Source organism: Halopelagius inordinatus, from assembly GCF_900113245.1.
GTDB classification, from domain to species: domain Archaea; phylum Halobacteriota; class Halobacteria; order Halobacteriales; family Haloferacaceae; genus Halopelagius; species Halopelagius inordinatus.
The window spans coordinates 1-18,862 of record NZ_FOOQ01000003.1 but is presented as its reverse complement, the minus strand read 5'-3'; the positions used below and the strand labels follow the sequence as shown (position 1 = coordinate 18,862).

Genomic DNA, 18,862 nt, shown 5'->3' with positions numbered 1-18,862 from the left:
TGACTCGGCGTCCGAGAGACGGTGACCGGAGCGGATATCGCCTCGAACCGGAAACGAACAGAAGCGACGGTGACAGTCGTGGCAGCATCCGTCCCGTCGAGCCGTATCCGTCTGCGGTCGTCTCCTCGAACTGCCGGTCGCGACCGGAGTGGCGTCGCGTCCGGCGCCGGTTCCCGTAGAGTGACACACCCACGGGTCGTCCGAGATGGCGCGAGACCCTCTGCTCCGAGCCTGCCGCCCCCCGACGGCTCCTCGGAGCGTAAGCGAGGGCCCCCGACCTGACGCCCGGTGCGCAGGCCGGTTCTGCGGGCGACTGATCGCCCGCACCTCGTGCCCGGAAGTGGTATTCCACGCCATCCATTTTCTTAACAGACGGTTAATTACAAAAACCTTCCGATGGAATAATAGTAGGTACACGTGAATGTCAAGAAATAGTGAAAAAGAAGATGCGGACTCGGAATCCCCATAGAGCGTCTGTATAGCCGATTAGTAAGGCGTTATAACTGTATTAACGGCTTGATTGTCGAATCGCTTCGGGCGAGCTACCGCCGCCGAAACTCGACCGGTCGCGGAGGCCGCCCGATTCGACGAAGCAATCGAGCGCGTGCCCCAGTGCCCGGTGGACCGGGAGATTCTCCCCCGACCGGTCGCGCCCTTCGTCCACCCCCTGACTGCGGTCGTACAGTCTCTCGCGCCCGTCCGGTTGTTGACGGAGGAGTTTCCACCGACCGTTACAGACCATCACCTCGCCCGGGTCATCCATCGACCGGGCGAACACCTGTCGCTCCGTGACGCGACGGTCCGTGAGCGACCCGAGGTCGGACCCGGCTCCGACCGTCGGTGGGTCGCGACCCGCGGCACCGACGAGTGTCGGAAGCACGTCCACCGCAGACACCGCGAAATCGTATTCTCCGGTCGCGCAGGTCGGGCCATCGACGAAGACGGGCACGCGGACGCACTCGTCGAAAAGCGACCGGCCTCGGTCGTACCATCCACCCCGGTCACCGAGAGCACACCCGTTCGTTCCGGCGAACGCCACCGTTCGCTCTCGCCGACCGAGTCGGCTGTCGATACCCTCCAACAGCGTACCGATGCAGCCGTCGACGTACTGGAGTTCGCCGCGGTAGAGCCGTTTGAGGTCGGCTTCGTCCTCCTCGGTCAGTTCGTCGCTGTCGTGTTGACAGGTGTGAGTGAGGCGAGTTGCCCGCCTGGAGGTGAGCGACTCGCTCTCCGTCTCCGGTCGGGGTTGGTGCGGCGGGAGGGCGTCTCCGTAGTGCACCCAGAGGAAGCGCGGACCGTCCGTCTGGTCCATCCACTCGAGCGCTCGGTCCGTCACAACCTCTCCCGGTACGAACGACGAAGACGCGATGTTGACGCCGAACGACGACCCGAGCGTTCGATTCGTCGCCTCGAGTGCCCCCGACAGCGTCGTATCGTCGGCGATGCGTCGCCCGACCGCGCGGCGGAAGCGGTCCGAAACGCCGTTCTCTCGGCTCTCGACGTCCGGGACGGTGAACCCGTGAGACGCCAACTCCTCGTTGCCGGGGTTGCCGTGGAAGGCCGCCGTGGCGTACCCCGCGTCTTCGAATCTGTCGAGCAGTGTCGGCAGTTCGGCGGTGTTTCGGTCCGTCGCGTGCGTCCCGGAGAGAAGCACCCGCATCGTCGCTTTCGACGTCGGTGCCCCCGAATAGGCCCGAGAGAAAGCGGCCGAATCGGACGCGAGCGTAGATAAAGCTGGAAGCGACTCGATTACTCGACCGTCGCCGTCGAACACGTAATCGTGTCGGGCGGCGGCCGCGGTGATGAGGACGACGTCCATACCTCCCCCTCACAGTCCACACCAATGATTATGAATCTCGTAATGAGACGACTGACCGAATCGCCCCGGTGTTCAGTTCGGATGGCGTCGGACGCGTCGTCTCACCGCGCGCCACAGTTCGGCCGCGCCGGGGGCGCCGTCGACGAGCCACCACAGTCCCACCAGCCCCGCCAAACCCATCTCGAGAAGGTATCTCGAGGTCAGGTCGGCAGTGAGGATGTATCTCAGAATACTGACCGAGGAGTGGTGGTCCTGCGGGACGGGGAGCACCGGCCAGAGGAGGAACGCCAGATCCGCGAAATCCCCGTTCGATACCGGGATGACGACGTCACCGACGAGGTGTGAGTAGTATCCGACGGCGAACGGTAATCCACCCCGGACGTCGAGACGGCGGAGAAGTACCACTATCGAGACGGCGATTAGCGTGCCGAATATGAGAGAGTGAGCGAACGACCGGCCGTTCGGGAGGATGCTCAGCGTCCACGCCAACGGTTTGTCCACCAAGTCCGGCATCTGCGTGCCGAGAGCCAAGAACGCGACTGCGGGCCACGCAGGCGCGCGGCGGCGCGCGACGCGCGAGACGAGTGAGTAGACGACGTATCCAAAGGCGAGATGTCCCCACGGCCACATGGCTCAGGCTCTGCCCGCGGTCCTCATCTACTTGTCGGTATACGTGACACTCCTGTCGGATCGCTCACCGTTGGCGACTCGACCGGTTTCGCTCGACCCCCATCGTAGCACGCCAATTACTCGATTCCGTGTTAATTCCTGATACGAGCTACCTACCTCGCGCAGTCTTGCGAACCGTGCAGAGAACAGGAATATTTATATATAATTGTCTGTTCTCCTCCCCTAGCGCAGTCCATGACCGCACAGTCCGAGGGATGGGGACGGAGCCGTATCGATTACGACGAAGGGGCGGAGTCGTACCACGTTGCGTGCGAGGATTCCGAACTCGCCAGTACCAACGTCGTTCTCAGCATCTCCGCTTTGAAGGGTGTCGGGCCGACTGACTTGCCGCCGCTCGCGGAAACCGTCAATCCGGACGCCCTCGATCGACTGTTCTCTCCGTCGGCCGAGGTAGAAGGGTCGGTATCGTTCGAGTACGCGGGATACGACGTCACGGTCAACTCCGACGGGAGGCTGGAAATCGTCCCCGAACGCGACGCTGTTCGTCGCAAGCAGCAGCGCAACTGATCTCCCCGCGTCCGGACCGTGCGGAGACGGCGGCCGGCTTAGGTGACGTATACCAATACTCTCGCCACGTCAGATTCTCTTTATGTTCGGAACCAGCGGTATCCGCGGAGCGGTCGGTGAGACGGTCACGGCCGACTTGGCGCTTCGAATCGGCCAAGCCGTCGCGACCGACGCGGACCGCGTCGTTCTCGGGAGGGACGTACGAGACTCCGGTCGAATGCTGTCCGACGCACTCAGCGTAGGTCTCCGCGAGTGCGGAACCGACGTCGTCCGCGTGGGCCTCGCGTCGACGCCGACGGTCGCTCGGTGCGTCGAGTGGTTGGACGCTGACGCGGGCGTCATCGTCACCGCCTCGCACAACCCCGCCCCCGACAACGGCATCAAACTCTGGAATCCCTCCGGGCAGGCGTTCGACGGCGACCAGACGGACGCCATCACTCGCCGCATCGAAGCGGGCGACGCCGACCGCTCTCGGTGGGACGAACTCGGCCGAGAGACCGAGGATGCGGACGCGGCCCGCCGCCACGTCGACACCCTGTCGGCTCAGTTCGAGACGATGGAGGACCTCGACGTGGTCGTCGATCTGGGGAACGGGACGGGCCGCGTCACCGTCGATGCGCTCTACGAACTCGACGCCGACGTGAACACGCTCGACGGCCAACCGGACGGGCGATTTCCCGCCCGCAAGAGCGAACCGAACGCAGAAACGCTCTCGGTCCTTCGGGCCACCGTCCCCGCCGCGGGTGCGGACTTCGGTATCGCCCACGACGGCGACGCAGACCGGATGGTCGCCGTCTCAGATACGGGGTCGTACGTCCCCGGCGACGTACTGTTGGCGCTCTTTGCGCGCGACGTCGTCTCCTCGGGCGAGAAAGTCGCCGTCCCGGTGGACACGAGTCTCCTCGTGAGCGACGTCGTCGAAGCGGAGGGCGGAGAGGTGGTCTACACTCCCGTCGGGGACGTACACGTCGCGGAAGCCGTCTCGCAGTCGGGGTTCGTCTTCGGCGGCGAACCGAGCGGAGCGTGGATCTGGCCGGAGGAGACGCTCGCGCCCGACGGCCACCACGCGGCCCTCCGCCTCGCGGACTTGGTTCGACGGGAGGGACCGCTCTCGGAACTCGTCGCGAGTCTCGACGACGTTCGCTACGAAACCTGTCGCGCGAACGTCCCCGTCGAAAAGAAGTCGGAGTCGATGGCTCGGATTCGCGATGCGCTGTTGGCGGAGTACGACCGAGTGGACACCACAGACGGCGTCCGCGTCGAAACTGAAGACGGCTGGTTCCTCGTTCGAGCGAGCGGGACGGAACCGCTCGTCCGGGTGACGGCGGAGGCGAGAGACGAATCGGTCGCGACGGACCTTCTGTCGGACGCTCGCGCCGTCGTCGAGTCCGACGGAATCGTGGCTTAACTGTACGAAGGAATCCCTAACCCTTTCAGGTCGTTTATCATTCACGCATTGGCATAATACTATTTATAACGCTTTGGGCCGTTAGTGAAATTGTTCAGGCCGACTCGTCGCATTCGGTTTTCCCCACCTCGCAGTCGCGACGGGGGGCCCGAACGTGAGCTTATCTGCCTCGGCCCGTTGGAAGGGTTCGACACCGCACGTCGGTGGATGTGGCGCATCTCGCGCCGCTATCCGCCGTATAACAATAGACCGAATAGTCGTACCGTCGAGCGATGAAAGCAGTCGTTCTCGCCGCCGGCAAAGGGACCCGGCTCCGTCCGTTGACCGACGACAAGCCGAAGGCACTCGTCGAAGTCGGCGACCAGCCGATAATCGAGCACTGCCTCGACGACCTCGTCAGTCTCGACGCAGAGGAGTTCGTCGTCGTCGTCGGACACAAGAAAGAACAGATAATCTCGCGGTTGGGCGACGAGTACCGCGGCGTCCCCATCACGTACGCGCACCAGCGAGAACCGGCAGGACTCGCCCACGCCGTTCTCACCGCAGAACAGTATATCGACGACGACTTCATGCTCATGCTCGGTGACAACATCTTCCGAGCGAACTTAGAGGACGTCCTCGCGGAACAGCGAGACGACTCGTCGGACGCGGCGTTCCTCGTCGAGGAAGTCCCGTGGGAGGAGGCGTCTCGGTTCGGTGTCTGCGTGACCAACGACGACGGCGAGATAGTCGAAGTCGTCGAGAAACCCGACGAACCCGTCTCCAACCTCGCGATGACCGGGTTCTACACGTTTTCTCCGGCCATCTTCGACGCCTGTCACCTCGTTCAACCCTCCGACAGGGGCGAGTACGAACTCCCGGACGCCATCGACCTGTTGATTCGTTCCGGACGGTCCATCTCGACGGTCACACTGGAGGGGTGGCGCATCGACATCGGCTATCCGGAGGACCGAGACGAAGCGGAACGACGCCTGCGCGAAGTCGATACCGACAGGCGAGTCGGGCGGTCGGACTCGGCGTCGTACTCCGACTCGAAAGAAGTGTCAGTCTCCGGCGACGGCGAGGACGAGTAACCGACCGTCCCCTATCTCCGGTCGCCGGAGGTGAGCTCTGTTGTTTTATCTGCGCGTCCACGACGCGGCGTCGTCGACGAATCGCCTCCCTGCGTTCAGTGGTCGAGTCGCTGACCGTCGAGGTACGCCTCCGCCGGACCGTTCACGCGAAGATGCGTCACGTCCCCCCGGACGTCGTAGTGTCGAACGGATTCGACGATCGCGTCTTCGGCGCTCCGACCGGCGGACACCGTCACGTCGTGTTTCGGCGAGAGCGCTTCGATACTGTCGCTCGTCGTCACCTCGAACGTCGCGACGCCGTTACCGATCGGTTGGATGGTGAGCGTGCGCGAACCGTCGTCGGACGCGGTGAACTCTTCTGACCCACTGTCGTTGCCGACGTACGTCCCCATGGTCGGCGTCCCCATCTCGGATTCCGCGTCGAACAGCGTGTATCCGGCCCCAGATTGTTTGTTTGCCATTTCACCCTCGTGGTTACCCTCGTCCTGTTCGCATCCCATACTACACAAGTGACCCATTAACAAAATAAGTCTTGTGGTAAAAGAGCCGTTAGAAGGCCTGAAAGTACCGAATAGATGTCTTTTGCGAATGTCTCTGCGGCACGACAAAACAGTATAGGACAGCTGAATTACTGCTTATTTTATTCGGCTGTTAAACCGCTTTTGCCGGTGTTTAATAGGCGACAAACCGGCAGACGACAGCGGATTACAGCGATACGTATTCGAATCCCGCTCGACGCCATCCGTCGGCGTCGAGCGTAGCCGTCGCGTCCACCACGACGCGGTTCGAGACGAGCGACGCCGCGCGTTCGGGATCGATGTCGGCGAACGCGTCGTGGTCGGCGCTGATAACGATAGCGTCCGCGTCGCGGAGTGAGTCGTCTAACGAACGGAGCGGTATCCCGTCGTCCTCGACGTGCGGGTCGTGCAGGCGGACGTCCACCTCCGTACCTCCGTCCGTAACGGCCGACGCTCGCTGGTCCCCCGGTCGAAGTGACGACAGCGTCTCCGCGAGTCTGAGGCCGGGACTGCGTCGGGTGTCGTCGACGTTGCCCTTGTACGCGACGCCGAGCACCGCGATTCGAGCGCCGTCGAGCGTTCCGAGTTCCGATTCGAGCAACTCGACGACGTACTCCGACATCCCGTCGTTGACGCGCCGAGCGCTCTCTACGAGGTCGAGCGAGTCGGACGACTGCCCGAGGAACCACGGATCGATAGGGAGACAGTGACCGCCCACGCCCGGTCCGGGGTTCAAGATATCGACGCGCGGGTGGTTGTTAGCCAAGTCGATTGCGTCGCGCGAGCCGATTCCGTAGTCCGCGGCGACCCGCGCCAGTTCGTTCGCGAACGCGATGTTCACGTCCCGGTAGGCGTTCTGCGACAGTTTCACGAACTCCGCCGTCGTCGCGTTCGGCGCGCGGTGAATCGTCCCTTCGGTCACCGGTTCGTACAGGGCGATAGCCCGGTCTGCCGACTCCGCGTCGATTCCGCCGATGATGCGGTCGTTGTGGACGAGTTCGTGGGTGATGTTCCCGGGGAGAACCGTCTCCGGACAGTGCGCGACGGAGAAATCCTCGCCGGGGGTGAGTCCCGACTCCGCCAGTACGGGGGTCAACACGTCCGCCGTCGTCCCCGGCGGGACCGTCGATTCGAGGATGACGGTGTCACCCGGTTTCAGGAGGTCTGCGACGGCTCGACCCGCCGTCTCGACGTACGCCATGTCCGCGCGCCCGGCGTCCTCGTCGTAGGGAGTCGGAACGCAGATGAGGTGACAGTCGGCTTCGACCGGTTCGGTGCTCGGTTCGAACCCCTTTTCCATCGCCTCCAACACGTATTCGCGGAGGTCATCCTCGGTGGTGCGGGGTTCGCCCTCGCGCAGTTCGGCGACTAACTCCTCGTCGGGGTCGTATCCGACGACGTCGTGGCCGTTGTTTGCGAACAGTGCCCCGGTCGCGAGTCCGATATATCCGATTCCGTGTACACAGAGTTTCATGTGGGTGCCTCCAGTGCTTCGACGTCTGTCTCTTCTTCGGCGGCGACGGTGTCGAGTATCCGCTCGGACGCGTTTCCGTCTCCGAACGGGACCGGCCAGTCTCCGCTCTTGCCGACCATCGTCTCGGCGGCGTCGCAGATGTCGTCGGGTTCCAACCCGGCGAGGCAGTTCGCGCCGACGTGAACCGTCTCGGGACGCTCCGTACTGTACCGAAGCGTCACGCAGGGCGTACCGAGGATACAGGTCTCCTCTTGAACGCCGCCGGAGTCGGTGAACGCCAACGCGGCCTCGGATTCCAGACAGAGGAAGTCCAAGAATTCGAGCGGTTCGATCGTGCGTATCGATTCGGGTACCTCGATGTCGAACTCCTCTAACCCCGACGTCGCTCGCGGGTGTACCGGGTAGACGACGTCGCGTCCGGTGCGTTCGGCGAACCGCGCGACGCCGGTCAGGAGCTTCTCGAACGATTCCGGGTTGTCTACGTTCTCCGCGCGGTGTGCCGTGAGAAGGTAGAACTCCCCGGGCTGAAGGTCGTGTTCGTCGAGCACGTCGCTCTCTCTTCGGACGACGTCTCGGTACTGGTACAACGTATCGACGACGGTGTTTCCGGTGACGACGATTTCGCCGCCGACCGACTCGCGTTCGAGGTACTGTCGGCTCTCTTCGGTCGGCGCAAAGAGGTAATCGGAGATGTGGTCGGTAGCGAGTCTGTTTATCTCCTCGGGCATCTCCCGGTCGAAACTCCGCAGACCGGCCTCGACGTGCCCCACGTCGATGTGGAGTTTCGTCGCCGCGAGTGCGCCCGCGAGCGTCGAGTTCGTATCACCCTGCACTAAGACGACGTCCGGCGTCTCGTCGAGGAGAATTCGCTCGATGCCCGTGAGCATCTGTCCCGTCTGCTCTCCGTGCCCCAGCGAACCCACTTCGAGGTTGTAGTCGGGTTCGGGCAGAGACAACTGGTCGAAGAACACCTGGTCGAGGCCGTCGGAGTAGTGTTGCCCCGTGTGGATGAGGAGACACTCTATCCCTCGCTTCTCACATTCGTTGAGGATCGGAGCGAACTTGATGATCTCCGGGCGAGTTCCCAATACGACGGCCACTCGTCGGTCGTCGGAGTCGCCGACACTGTCCGTCATTGGTTTCGGTCGGGCGTGTGCCCGGTGTACTGAGGGTCGACTTCGGGCTGTTCGACCACGCTCAAGTTGTTCGTCATGAATCGTTCTCTACCTGTTGGTTGTCGTGTATCTGCTTTGTTATGGGGAACCTGTATAGCGGTGAGCAGATCGAATCGGTCGTTCCGAACCGTCTCATCCGCCGAAATTCGCGATATAACGGCTCTAACAGAGGTTTCCGCTCGAATCACGGTCCGTGTGGAGAGGCTAGCTTCGACGCGATACTCGGACGTCGACGAGATGGTATCAGTTATCGTAACTCTTACCGCAGGAGTGTGACGGCATCAGTCTCGGACGCCCGGCTTTCCGGCACGACCGTCGCCGAAACGGTTCTCGATTCGCCGTTGGCGGGACTACCGGCTCTCGAGTGCTTTCGAGTATGATGGATGAAGAGGTGAGTTACTCTCCGAGTGAGACGTACTGGTCTTCCCACTCGCGGCGTCGTTCGATCGCTTGCCAGCCCTCCTCCGATATCTTGTAGTAGTTCGTACGTCGGTCCTGCTGTCCTTTCTCCACGAGGCCCTCCTCGACGAGTGCGTCGAGATTCGGATAGAGTCGGCCGTGGTTTACCTCTCCCACGTCCTTTCCGATCCGCTCTTTGATCTCTTGGCCCGACGGCTGATCTGACCCGGCGATCACGTACAGGAGGTCCCGCTGAAAGCCTGTTAGTTCGAACATCGCGTTCTCGGACTATCATTTGTTCCCATCCGGTATTGTTAGCCACCAGGATACGTTCCCTCCTCGTGTATTAACATCCCGTCGTCGGGTCTGATTCGTGACCATTCGAGACGGCTCGGAACGGCAAATGGTGATAATGGTTGCCTTTATGAGCGAAACTATATCGTGAAATTATCTATCTGAATATCAATTATAAATTGACATTCTTGAATGAAAGAACTGGTAGGGGCCGCCGTATACCGATAAGCGGGCAGATAACAAAGACTACAAACGGAATAAACTGAGACGACGATTCGTACGCTTGGAGTCGGCATACGGGAGACAGACGACGACGCATCCGAAATGTGATGACTGACCTATCAAAAGACGAGTTATTCCGAATACTCAGCAACTCACGGCGGCGATACATCATCTACTACCTCCACGAGGAGGGCGACGAGATGAGTCTGAAGGAACTCGCTGCTCGCATCGCTGCGATAGAGAACGGAACGGCTGTAGAGGACGTAACCGACGAGGAGAGACAGCGGGTGTACATCTCACTGTATCAAACTCACCTGCCCAAACTCGAGGAAGCGAACATCGTATCGTACGACGACGAGGAACGGATGGTCGAACTCACCCCGCGAACGGCCCAAGAAGGGTTCTTCTGGATGCAGGGTGAGGACTCGTCTCGGTCGTGGGCGACGTACTACGCGGCTCTCGGTGCGGTCGGGTGGCTTTTCATCGCCGCACGCGAGCTCGCGGTTCCGGTGTTCGCGTCGCTTCCGTGGTTCGCTATCGCGGCTTTCATCTCGACTGCGATTCTCGCACTCGGCGTCGCGCAGTATCTCTCGGAGACGCAAACCGACGAATCGACCGATTCATTCCAGTCTCTCATCGAATGATACGCGCGCACGCGTAAGACGAGATAACACGTCGCCTCGCCTCCCCGTTATACCCCTGTGATTTTCCGAATCTTCCGCTGTAGAACGAATTAAGACGACAGAACCGAACCCCGCGGCCGAGCCGGTAGTTTCAGGATTCGATTACTCCTCCGACGGAGCTGATATCGAACACACATAAATTCGATCCTACCTGTCACGCTCTGCGGCTAGTAGTCAGTTATATATCATAGGAACATAATTGTGAACACGACCTCTCGTGCGGGGTCGAACCAGCAACGTCAGAATACCGCCCAGCCGGAACGACCGGGGAAACGTTAAATTAACCCGGCTGGTGGGATGCTGATGCAGAACCAACGTGCCCTCTCTACGAGAGGGAGGTAGGCAGATGGCTCTCGAATCACTCAACAAAACCCAAGAACCTGCGACGGAAGAGGAACAGAAAGCCCAAACCAGCGACGAAGAACCTTCGGACGTCGAAGAGACGCTCACGAAGGACGTCATCTTCGAGATACTGAAGAACCAGCGTCGGCGCGACGCCATCGAGTATCTGAAGCAGAACGACGGCGAAGCGAAACTCGGCGACATGGCCGAGTACATCGCGGCCAAAGAGAACGGTATCGACATCGCCACGCTCTCGTCGAGTCAGCGCAAGCGCGTCTACATCGGCCTGTACCAATGCCACCTTCCGAAGATGGCCAGTTCCGGTGTCATCGACTTCGAGAAGAACCGCGGCGACATCGAACTCAAGCCGATGGCCGAACAGCTCGAACCGTACCTCGGTTCGTCGACGCCCGCAGACGAGTCGTCGTCTGCCGCCCCGAAGCGGAACCTCGCTGTGGCGTCCGCCGTCGGTGCCGCCGTCACCGCCGGACTTCTCGGCGTTCCCGGATTCGCGATGGTCCCCGACGCCGGATGGGCAGTCGTCAGCACCGTGGCTCTCGTCGTCCTGACCGCGATGGAGACGTACCGCGGTACCCTCGACCAGGACTGACCGCCGGATACGTCGTCTCCGTCGAGTTACCGCGTTTCCGATTCTCGCGCTGTGATTTTCCGCCGTTTTCCGCCACTTTCCGACCGTTTACGCCGCCGATTTCCCGGCCGAGCCTCGCTCTCGACCGACGCCCCGTACCGGCAGTAACTGCCGCCGGTCTCTCTCGGAGAGGCGATTTTCCCGCGCTCTCACTCGGGCAATAATGACATGTTACTGATGGGAACGGGCGGTTCGAGCGTATTAGGGTCTCTATCTCTAATCAAAACGCGTTGTTCAGGAGAAAACGCGGGTCCTAACGGCTTCCCCCCGTGTTCGCATACTGCCCATAACAATGCCGGTGCATCCCCGTTTTGGTAGTATGTCCTCACAGTCCGTCCGGCCCGATGGCGCCGTGGCGATACGCGAGCGTCGGGAGGCGAACGGATGAGCGATGTTACCGAGGCTGTCGTCCTCGCTGCTGGGGAGGGACGACGCCTCCGTCCGCTAACGAAGTACCTTCCGAAGCCCATGCTGCCCGTCGCGAACCGCCCCGTCATCGACTTCGTGCTCGACTCTCTCGTCGCAAACGGGATAGAGCGCATCGTCGTCGTCGTGGGGTACCGGAGCGACCGAATCCAGACGCACCTCACGTCCGCCCACCCCGACACGGAGATAGAGTTCGTGCAACAGCCCTCCCAGTTGGGAAGCGGTCACGCCCTCTTGCAGGCGAAAGACTCCGTCGGTGACGACTTCGTCGTCGTCAACGGCGACAACATAATCGACGAGAATATCGTGGCGGCGACGCTTCGACGCTACACCACGACCGATTCCGCCTCCACTGTCGCCGTCGCTCACTCGGACACCCCAGAGGAGTACGGCGTCGTCATCTCGGACCGCGGACTCATCTCGGACATCGACGAACACCCGGTCGAACGCGAGGGCTACCTCGTCAACGCGGGCGTGTACGTGTTCAACCGCAGCGTGTTCGACGCGCTCGACCGGACCGACCCGTGGCAAGGCGAGATACGGCTCACGGACGCCATCGCCCACCTCGACGGTCCGGTGACGTCGATTCTGGTCAACGGCGGATGGCTCGACCCCTCGAACCCCTGGAAGCTTCTGTCGGTCTCCGAGACCGTTCTGGCGGACGAACTCGGCTCTCAGGTCCAGATTGCGGACTCGGCGCGAGTCCACGAAACCGCCGTCATCGAGGGTCCGGTCGTCATCGGAGAGAACTGCAACATCGGCCCCGGCGCGGTCATCCGGTCGGGGACGTGCCTACAGGACAACGTCCACGTCGGCGCGAATACCGTCATCGAGCGGTCTATCCTCTCGAACGACGCCTACGTCGGCGCGAACGCGCTCCTCCGGGATTCGGTTCTCGGGTCGGGCGCCGAGATACGAGACTGCGTCGCCTCGCCGGGCGGCCGCGCGGACGTCGTCGTAGACGGGAAACTGTACACGGACCGGCGACTCGGAAGTATCGTGGCCGACCGAGCGACGGTCGGCACGAACGCGACGCTCGAATCGGGTTGCAGCGTCGGTGCGGAGGCAACCGTCGGCGCGGGCGTCGTCGTGGACGGAACGGTTCGCGAAAAAACGGAGATAGCTGCTTAACATGTGTGGAATAACTGCGTGCATCGGAGAGACCGACTCGGTGGAACCGCTTATCGAAGGACTGCAGAGCTTAGAGTACCGCGGGTACGACTCTGCGGGCATCGCCGTCAAGGGGCGGTCGGACATCTCGCTGGCCAAGAGCGTCGGCGAAGTGTCCGAACTCGTCGACGAAGTCGAGGAGAACCCCCTCTCGGGGGAGTACGGTATCGGTCACACCCGATGGGCGACGCACGGCGGCGTCACCGACGAGAACGCCCACCCGCACACCGACGAGTCGGGTCGGGTCGCCGTGGTTCACAACGGTATCATCGGTAACCACCAGTCGCTGAAGTCCGAACTGGAGTCGCGGGGACACACCTTCACGAGCGACACGGACACGGAAGTCGTCCCGCACCTCATAGAGGAGGAACTGAACAACGGCGCGACCCCCGAGGAAGCGTTCCGCTCTGCGGTCGCCCGCCTCTCTGGCACGTACGCCATCGCCGCCATCATCGACGGCGACGAGGCTATCTACGCCACCCGCTCTGGGTCGCCCCTCGTCTTCGGCATCGGCCCGGGCCGGTACTTCCTCGCCAGCGACGTTCCGGCGTTCGTCGAGTACACGGACCAGGTGGTCTACCTCCACGACGGCGACTTCATCGCCGTCCGCCCCGACGGTTACGAGATCACCGACGGCGCGGGCAGACAGATAAACCGCGAAGTCGAACGCGTCGAGTGGAGCGCCGAAACCGCCACGAAAGGCGGCTACGAGCACTTCATGCTCAAGGAGATTCACGAGCAGCCCGGCGCGCTCCGCAACACCATCCACGGCCGCCTGAACGCGCTCGACGGGACTGTGGAACTCGACGACTTCCCCGAGGGGACGTTCTCCGAGATAGAGGAGGTCCAGTTCGTCGGTATGGGCACGTCGTACCACGCGGCGATGTACGCCTCGAACATGCTATCGGCGCGCGGGGTACCGTCGTACGCCTTCCAGGCTGGCGAGTACGGCCTCGTCAGACCGCCGGTCAAGTCCAACACGCTCGTCGTCGCCGTCACCCAAAGCGGAGAGACCGCGGACACTCTCGACGCGATTCGGCGGGCGCAGAGCGCCGGGGCCCGAACGGTCGCCATCACCAACACCGTCGGGTCGTCGGTGACGCGCGAGTGCGACGAGACGCTCCTCATCCGCGCCGGACCGGAAATCGGCGTCGCCGCGACCAAGACGTTCTGCTCGCAGGTGACCGCTCTCTCTATGATCGGCGAACGACTCGTCGAGGACGTCACGGGCGGCCAGTCCAACAGCGCTCGCGACCTCGTCGAGTCGATGTCGCGGCTTCCCGGCCACGTCCAGGAGGTGCTCGACACCTCCATCGCGTCCGCCGTCGCGAAGGAGTACAAAGACGCGGACTCGTACTTCTTCATCGGGCGCGGCGTCGCCCACCCGGTGGCGCTCGAAGGCGCGCTGAAGTTCAAGGAGATATCGTACGAACACGCAGAGGGCTTTGCGGCGTCCGAACTCAAACACGGACCGTTAGCGCTCGTCACGCCGAATACGCCGGTGTTCGCGGTGTTCACCGGCTTCGACGACGAGGCCACCCTGAGCAACATGAAGGAGGTCCAAGCGCGCGGCGCGCCCGTCATCGCGGTCACCAGCAAGACCGACGGCGAGATAGCGGAGTTCGCAGACCACGTCCTCTCCATCCCGGAGACGCACCCCGACATGGCCGGCATCCCCGCGAGCGTCCAACTGCAACTCGTCGCGTACCACGCGGCTGACCTCCTCGACCGACCCATCGACAAACCGCGAAACTTGGCGAAGTCGGTCACGGTCCAGTAACGCGCGCCGACTCGCGCCCGACGGTCGAGTCGCGCACTCTCCGTATCTGCCGCCCACCGACTATATCGGCAAGAATTTCTCGTTTATAGCGACGTTTTAGCCATCTAACGGGTCGTATATCGGAGAAACTGCGCGAGAGAGTTTCTGCGACTGTTTCTCAATCTCCGCGAACCGAGAGTATGCGGGACTTACCGCGTCCGGTACGCGGTGGTTACCAACTGGGGTGGGGTGGTAAGAGGTGATTACATAAGGTGGGTACTCTCAAAGGAGAGTCCATGGCAGCCAGCACGCAATGGGTCGCGTCGTCACCGCTCCACCTCGAAGATGTAGATAGCGATGCTCTCCTCGACTCCCTCGGGGACGAGGTCGCACGAGAGATTCTCGTCGCGGGACAACGCGGCGCCGTCACCGCCGAGGAACTCGCAGAACGCTGCGAAGTCTCGGAGTCGACGATCTACCGCCGTCTGGACCGCTTGAACGAACTCGGCCTCGTCGAACGCTGCAACCCGCTTCTCAGCGCGTCGAAGGGCTCTTACCGCACGCGCATCGACGGCGTGTCCATCCAGATCGGAGAGGACGACATGGAGGTCAAGCAGGGCCCGAGCGACTGCACGGAGGACGCGATAGAGACCGTCATGGACGTCGTAGACGTCCAGCACGTGAGCTACGATGCGGACGAGGAACTCGTCGACGTCCAGTTCAAACTCGACCCCGACCTGTTCGAGACGTTCATGCAGGTGTACGGTCGCTCGAACGAGTGACGAACCGGTCCTGACCCGAGTCGGCGTTTTCTCCGGGCGTCTGTGACCGATTCGGCCGCCAGGCTCGCGCCGTTCGTAGACGAAACACACGAAGAGTACCGTCGGCGTTTCCGTCCGCTCAGCGGTCCCGCGTGACGGACTCGCCGGGTTCGACGGTCGAACCGGGCGAGAACACCACACCGGCGTCGAGACTACTGTTTATCCCCGTCTTCGTGTCGTGACCGACGACGACGCCCATCTTTCGGCGGCCGGTCGAGACGCGGTCGCCTTTGACGGTCATCTTCACGTCACCGCCGTCGTGTCGCAGATTCGCGACCTGCGTGCCCGCCCCGAAGTTCACGTCACGCCCGACGACGCTGTCGCCGACGTACGAGAGGTGGCCCGCCGTCGCGCCGTCCATGAGGACGCTGTTTTTGACCTCCACGGCGTGACCTATCTTCGCGTTCGGACCGACGAGAGAGGCGCCGCGCACGTACGCGTTCGGACCGACGGTGGCACCCGATTGGATCAGCGCGGGCCCCTCGACGACGACGCCCGAGCGAACCGTCGCGCCCTCCTCTACGACCACCGAATCGCCGAGTTCGGCGTCGTCGCTCACGTCGCCGTCGACTTGCGCCTCCAGTTCTCCGAGTTTCCACTCGTTGGCTTCGAGCAGTTCCCACGGGCGTCCGACGTCCAACCACCGGTCGAACGCGACTGCGCGCACGTCGCCGCGTTCGCAGAGGCGGTCGAGCACGTCCGTCAGTTCGAATTCGCCGCGCTCTGACTCCTCCACGTCGTGAAGCCACGCGCCCGCCTCCTCGGGGAAGACGTACGCGCCGGCGTTGACGAGGTTCGAGGGCGGGTCCTCGGGCTTCTCGACGACGCCGGAGACGTGGCCCGCGTCGTCGGTCCGGAGGACGCCGTACGACGTGGGGTCGGCCACCTCGAACGATCCGACCGCGGGTCCGCCGTCGTACAGGTCTCCGAGCGACGGCACGTCGTAGAGCGCGTCGCCGTTGAGCACGGCGAACGGGCCGTCGTCGAGGACTTCGACCGCGGCCCGGACCGCGTCGGCAGTCCCGCGCTGTTCCTCCTGGACGGCGTATTCTACGGGTACGCCCGCGTACTCGTCGCCGAAGTGCTCGCGCACGTCCTCGGACTGGTAGCCGACGACGAGTACGATCTTCGACGCGCCGGCCTCGACGGCCGACGCTACCGTGTGAGAGACGAGGGGACGCCCGGCCACCGGGAGCATGGGCTTCGGACGCTCGTCGGTGAGCGGCCCCATTCGACTGCCGACGCCTGCGGCGAGAACGACTGTCTGCATACCGGGTGTACGCGGCATCGGGGAAAATGTATTTGCGGACTACGACCGCCGCGCTCCGGATTAGGTGGGGTCTACCGACGGTGCACGTGCGGCCGAACCGGTTCCCGCATCTCGTGCTTTGACCGGGGAACCGACTTCGTTCGACCGGCTACGGAGGGCGTGTATCGATGGTTTCCGAGCGCCGCGTCGAACTCTCCGTGAGGGCGACCGTCGACAACGACCGGTTACACGGCTTCTATTCGAGTTAACCGGCGTAAAATGGCGCGTTTCGGCGTTCAACGACGCGAACCGAAACGGTGTAAACCGTCATATAGCTGGACTCCGTTCGGCTCACCATGTCGCTGACGGACCTCGTCGCCGGCGTCGAAGACGCCGAAAAGACGCTGACGGTGTTCAACCCGAAACCGGGCGTCGCCGGAGAACTCCGCGAACGGTTCGCAGAGCGGAATCTCGCGGTAACCGTGGAGACGACGCTCGGCGGCCCGCGCAACTTCGTGGTGCTGAGCCATCGAGGGTCGTTCGTCACCGCCGTCGATGCCGCGGAACTGTCGTGTGACGGGTCCCGAGACGCGTCGGAGTCCGCCTCGGCGAGGTACCGACCGGTACTCGACCACCTCGACGAGACGACGTTCACCTCGTACGACCGAGCGACGATGCTCGACGCCTCGCGCGAGATAGAGGACAGAGCGTGTCGGGTCGGTGAGGGGAGTCTGCACGCCGGATTCCAAACCGTCGAACACTTCGAACGACAACGAACGGTGTACGAACGCATCGGCGAGTGCGACGGGCTCTCCGTTCACGCGTACGCCGCTCCGAGTCCACGGTTTCGACCCGCCGAGAACGTCCAGTTCCACCTCGAACGCGGCGCCGAGATTCGAGACTCGTGGTTCGTCGTGTTCGACGGCGGCCCCGAGGAAATCGGCCGGTGCGCACTCCTCGCGGAGGAGCGGAGTCCGGGTCGGTTCTACGGCTTTTGGACCTACGACTCAGAGACGGTGGCGTCCGTCGTGGCCCACCTTCGGTCGTCGTACGGTCGCCCGAAATCCGACGGTACCGCGGGTCGGTGCTGACTCGGTCGCTTACGCGCTCCGGTCGCACTGAGGGCAGCGAACCGTCGCGGAGAGTGCGAGCGTTCCGGTCGCTCTCCGCGTTAGTTCGGCACCGCACCGCTCACACTGCGGGGAGGGACTCTTTGATTCGGTCATCACCTGCATACCCGTCACCGAAGGTCTTGGCTGTATCGGCGCTCTTCCGTCCCGTCTGCTCGGTCAGCGACCCGCCCCGACCCGCCTCGACCGGCCGTTACATTTTTATTGTAACTGCGCCCACACAATCACGTCTAACACACATTCACTAACTCTTACAATCTTAGGGGTGTAACGGTAGGCTCGAATTTCGGGAACGAGCGCGTCCGAATCAGTGGATTTGCTGCGATAACTCGCCTTCGACGAAGGATATAGTTGATAGAATGACAATATCTGGGCGGGGCCGGTAACGGTGTCGCGTCTCGCCGACAGAACCGCGTCGGCAGAAGAGACCCGCCCGGCGGCGCCCGCGGGCCCCGAACGCGGCGCGTCCGGTCACCTCGGTGGTCGGAGTCGGTAGTAGCGTTTGTTGAGACCGTACATGTAGCCTTCTCGCATCGTCTTCAACACCGCGTAGGTGAGGAAGAACGCGACGACGGGGAGGATGAACGTCAGGTCGAACAGCAGGTCGACGTTCATCGGCATGAGGTTCTTGATGGCCAGAATCGAGATGGTGAACGCGAAGACGACGCCGCCGACGCCGACGGCGGCCCAGAACGGCTGCTCGACGGGGCGGCGCGCGCTTCCTTTGTTGAGGAACGGGACCATCGCGATGATACCGACGACGACGACGTTCGCGAGAACGCCGTACGTCCGGTCCGCGGTCAGTTTCTGGCCGCCGAGAATCGCCAACTCGGGGTTCAGCGGGCCGAGCTTCAACAGGCCGAACGACCAGTACAGATACCAGTCGGGCAGGATAATCGCCGGCGTGGAACTGGGGTTCGCTGGCGCGCCGATGTGCGGCGGCATCGTCGCCGAGAGAAACAGGATGACCCCGACGAAGAAACTCGCGATAGAGAGGTTCCGGATTATCTCGTGGGGCCACGTCGGGAAGCCGAGCACGTCGCGTTCGACGTAG

17 protein-coding genes are annotated in these 18,862 nt (G+C 62.8%); 9 read left to right on the top strand and 8 right to left on the bottom strand.

Features of this window, described 5'->3' with window-relative positions:
• Nucleotides 1-508: 508 nt before the first annotated feature.
• Both BM167_RS12775 and BM167_RS12770 read right to left on the bottom strand, forming a co-directional pair.
• A complete protein-coding gene (locus BM167_RS12775) occupies nucleotides 509-1,819 on the bottom strand; it encodes a sulfatase-like hydrolase/transferase (RefSeq protein WP_092893117.1) in 1,311 nt (436 codons plus the stop codon).
• A gap of 72 nt (nucleotides 1,820-1,891) precedes the next feature.
• The gene (locus BM167_RS12770) at nucleotides 1,892-2,449 is read right to left on the bottom strand and encodes a metal-dependent hydrolase (protein ID WP_092893116.1); all 558 of its coding nucleotides are present in this window, start codon (nucleotides 2,447-2,449) and stop codon (nucleotides 1,892-1,894) included.
• Nucleotides 2,450-2,683: 234 nt separating this feature from the next.
• Here BM167_RS12770 and BM167_RS12765 point away from each other — a divergent pair, with 234 nt between their 5' ends.
• The 3 genes from BM167_RS12765 to aglF all read left to right on the top strand — a co-directional run bounded on the left by BM167_RS12765 (nucleotide 2,684) and on the right by aglF (nucleotide 5,497).
• A complete protein-coding gene (locus BM167_RS12765) occupies nucleotides 2,684-3,016 on the top strand; it encodes a DdfA family disk-determining factor (RefSeq protein ID WP_092893115.1) in 333 nt (110 codons plus the stop codon).
• 82 nt (nucleotides 3,017-3,098) lie between these two features.
• Nucleotides 3,099-4,424 (top strand): phosphoglucosamine mutase, encoded by a 1,326-nt coding sequence (glmM, locus tag BM167_RS12760; protein ID WP_092893114.1) that lies wholly within the window; start codon nucleotides 3,099-3,101, stop codon nucleotides 4,422-4,424.
• Nucleotides 4,425-4,696: 272 nt separating this feature from the next.
• A complete protein-coding gene (gene aglF / locus BM167_RS12755) occupies nucleotides 4,697-5,497 on the top strand; it encodes a UTP--glucose-1-phosphate uridylyltransferase AglF (protein WP_092893113.1) in 801 nt (266 codons plus the stop codon).
• A 95-nt stretch (nucleotides 5,498-5,592) separates the two neighbouring features.
• On the opposite strand, the gene BM167_RS12750 is transcribed toward aglF, so the two are convergent.
• The 4 genes from BM167_RS12750 to BM167_RS12735 all read right to left on the bottom strand — a co-directional run bounded on the left by BM167_RS12750 (nucleotide 5,593) and on the right by BM167_RS12735 (nucleotide 9,339).
• Entirely contained in the window at nucleotides 5,593-5,997 is a 405-nt protein-coding gene (locus tag BM167_RS12750; RefSeq protein WP_092893112.1) for a hypothetical protein, read from the bottom strand.
• A gap of 205 nt (nucleotides 5,998-6,202) precedes the next feature.
• Nucleotides 6,203-7,489 (bottom strand): nucleotide sugar dehydrogenase, encoded by a 1,287-nt coding sequence (locus tag BM167_RS12745; protein ID WP_092893111.1) that lies wholly within the window; start codon nucleotides 7,487-7,489, stop codon nucleotides 6,203-6,205.
• The gene (wecB, locus tag BM167_RS12740; protein WP_092893110.1) at nucleotides 7,486-8,625 is read right to left on the bottom strand and encodes a non-hydrolyzing UDP-N-acetylglucosamine 2-epimerase; all 1,140 of its coding nucleotides are present in this window, start codon (nucleotides 8,623-8,625) and stop codon (nucleotides 7,486-7,488) included. The genes BM167_RS12745 and wecB overlap by 4 nt, the downstream gene beginning before the upstream one ends.
• Nucleotides 8,626-9,060: 435 nt before the next feature.
• Nucleotides 9,061-9,339 (bottom strand): PadR family transcriptional regulator, encoded by a 279-nt coding sequence (locus BM167_RS12735; protein WP_092539126.1) that lies wholly within the window; start codon nucleotides 9,337-9,339, stop codon nucleotides 9,061-9,063.
• Nucleotides 9,340-9,686: 347 nt separating this feature from the next.
• Between BM167_RS12735 and BM167_RS12730 the strand changes: the two genes are divergently transcribed.
• From BM167_RS12730 to BM167_RS12710, 5 genes are all read left to right on the top strand, one after another.
• Complete coding sequence (locus tag BM167_RS12730) at nucleotides 9,687-10,223, top strand: DUF7344 domain-containing protein (RefSeq protein WP_092893109.1); 537 nt, start codon at nucleotides 9,687-9,689, stop codon at nucleotides 10,221-10,223.
• Nucleotides 10,224-10,608: 385 nt separating this feature from the next.
• Nucleotides 10,609-11,214 (top strand): DUF7344 domain-containing protein, encoded by a 606-nt coding sequence (locus BM167_RS12725; protein WP_092893108.1) that lies wholly within the window; start codon nucleotides 10,609-10,611, stop codon nucleotides 11,212-11,214.
• A 423-nt stretch (nucleotides 11,215-11,637) separates the two neighbouring features.
• On the top strand, nucleotides 11,638-12,810 hold the full coding sequence (locus BM167_RS12720) for a sugar phosphate nucleotidyltransferase (protein WP_092893107.1): 1,173 nt from the start codon (nucleotides 11,638-11,640) through the stop codon (nucleotides 12,808-12,810).
• A gap of 1 nt (nucleotide 12,811) precedes the next feature.
• Nucleotides 12,812-14,629, top strand: a complete 1,818-nt coding sequence (gene glmS, locus BM167_RS12715) for a glutamine--fructose-6-phosphate transaminase (isomerizing) (protein WP_092893106.1) — start codon at nucleotides 12,812-12,814, stop codon at nucleotides 14,627-14,629.
• 275 nt (nucleotides 14,630-14,904) lie between these two features.
• A complete protein-coding gene (locus tag BM167_RS12710; protein WP_092893105.1) occupies nucleotides 14,905-15,390 on the top strand; it encodes an ArsR/SmtB family transcription factor in 486 nt (161 codons plus the stop codon).
• A 118-nt stretch (nucleotides 15,391-15,508) separates the two neighbouring features.
• On the opposite strand, the gene glmU is transcribed toward BM167_RS12710, so the two are convergent.
• Nucleotides 15,509-16,699, bottom strand: a complete 1,191-nt coding sequence (gene glmU / locus BM167_RS12705; protein ID WP_092893104.1) for a bifunctional sugar-1-phosphate nucleotidylyltransferase/acetyltransferase — start codon at nucleotides 16,697-16,699, stop codon at nucleotides 15,509-15,511.
• Between the two features lie 335 nt (nucleotides 16,700-17,034).
• On the opposite strand from glmU, the gene BM167_RS12700 reads away from it, so the two are divergent.
• Entirely contained in the window at nucleotides 17,035-17,769 is a 735-nt protein-coding gene (locus tag BM167_RS12700) for a DICT sensory domain-containing protein (protein WP_092893103.1), read from the top strand.
• A gap of 510 nt (nucleotides 17,770-18,279) precedes the next feature.
• Here BM167_RS12700 and BM167_RS12695 read toward each other — a convergent pair.
• Nucleotides 18,280-18,862: cytochrome b family protein (locus tag BM167_RS12695; RefSeq protein WP_092893102.1), on the bottom strand; the 583-nt coding region annotated here is incomplete at its 5' end.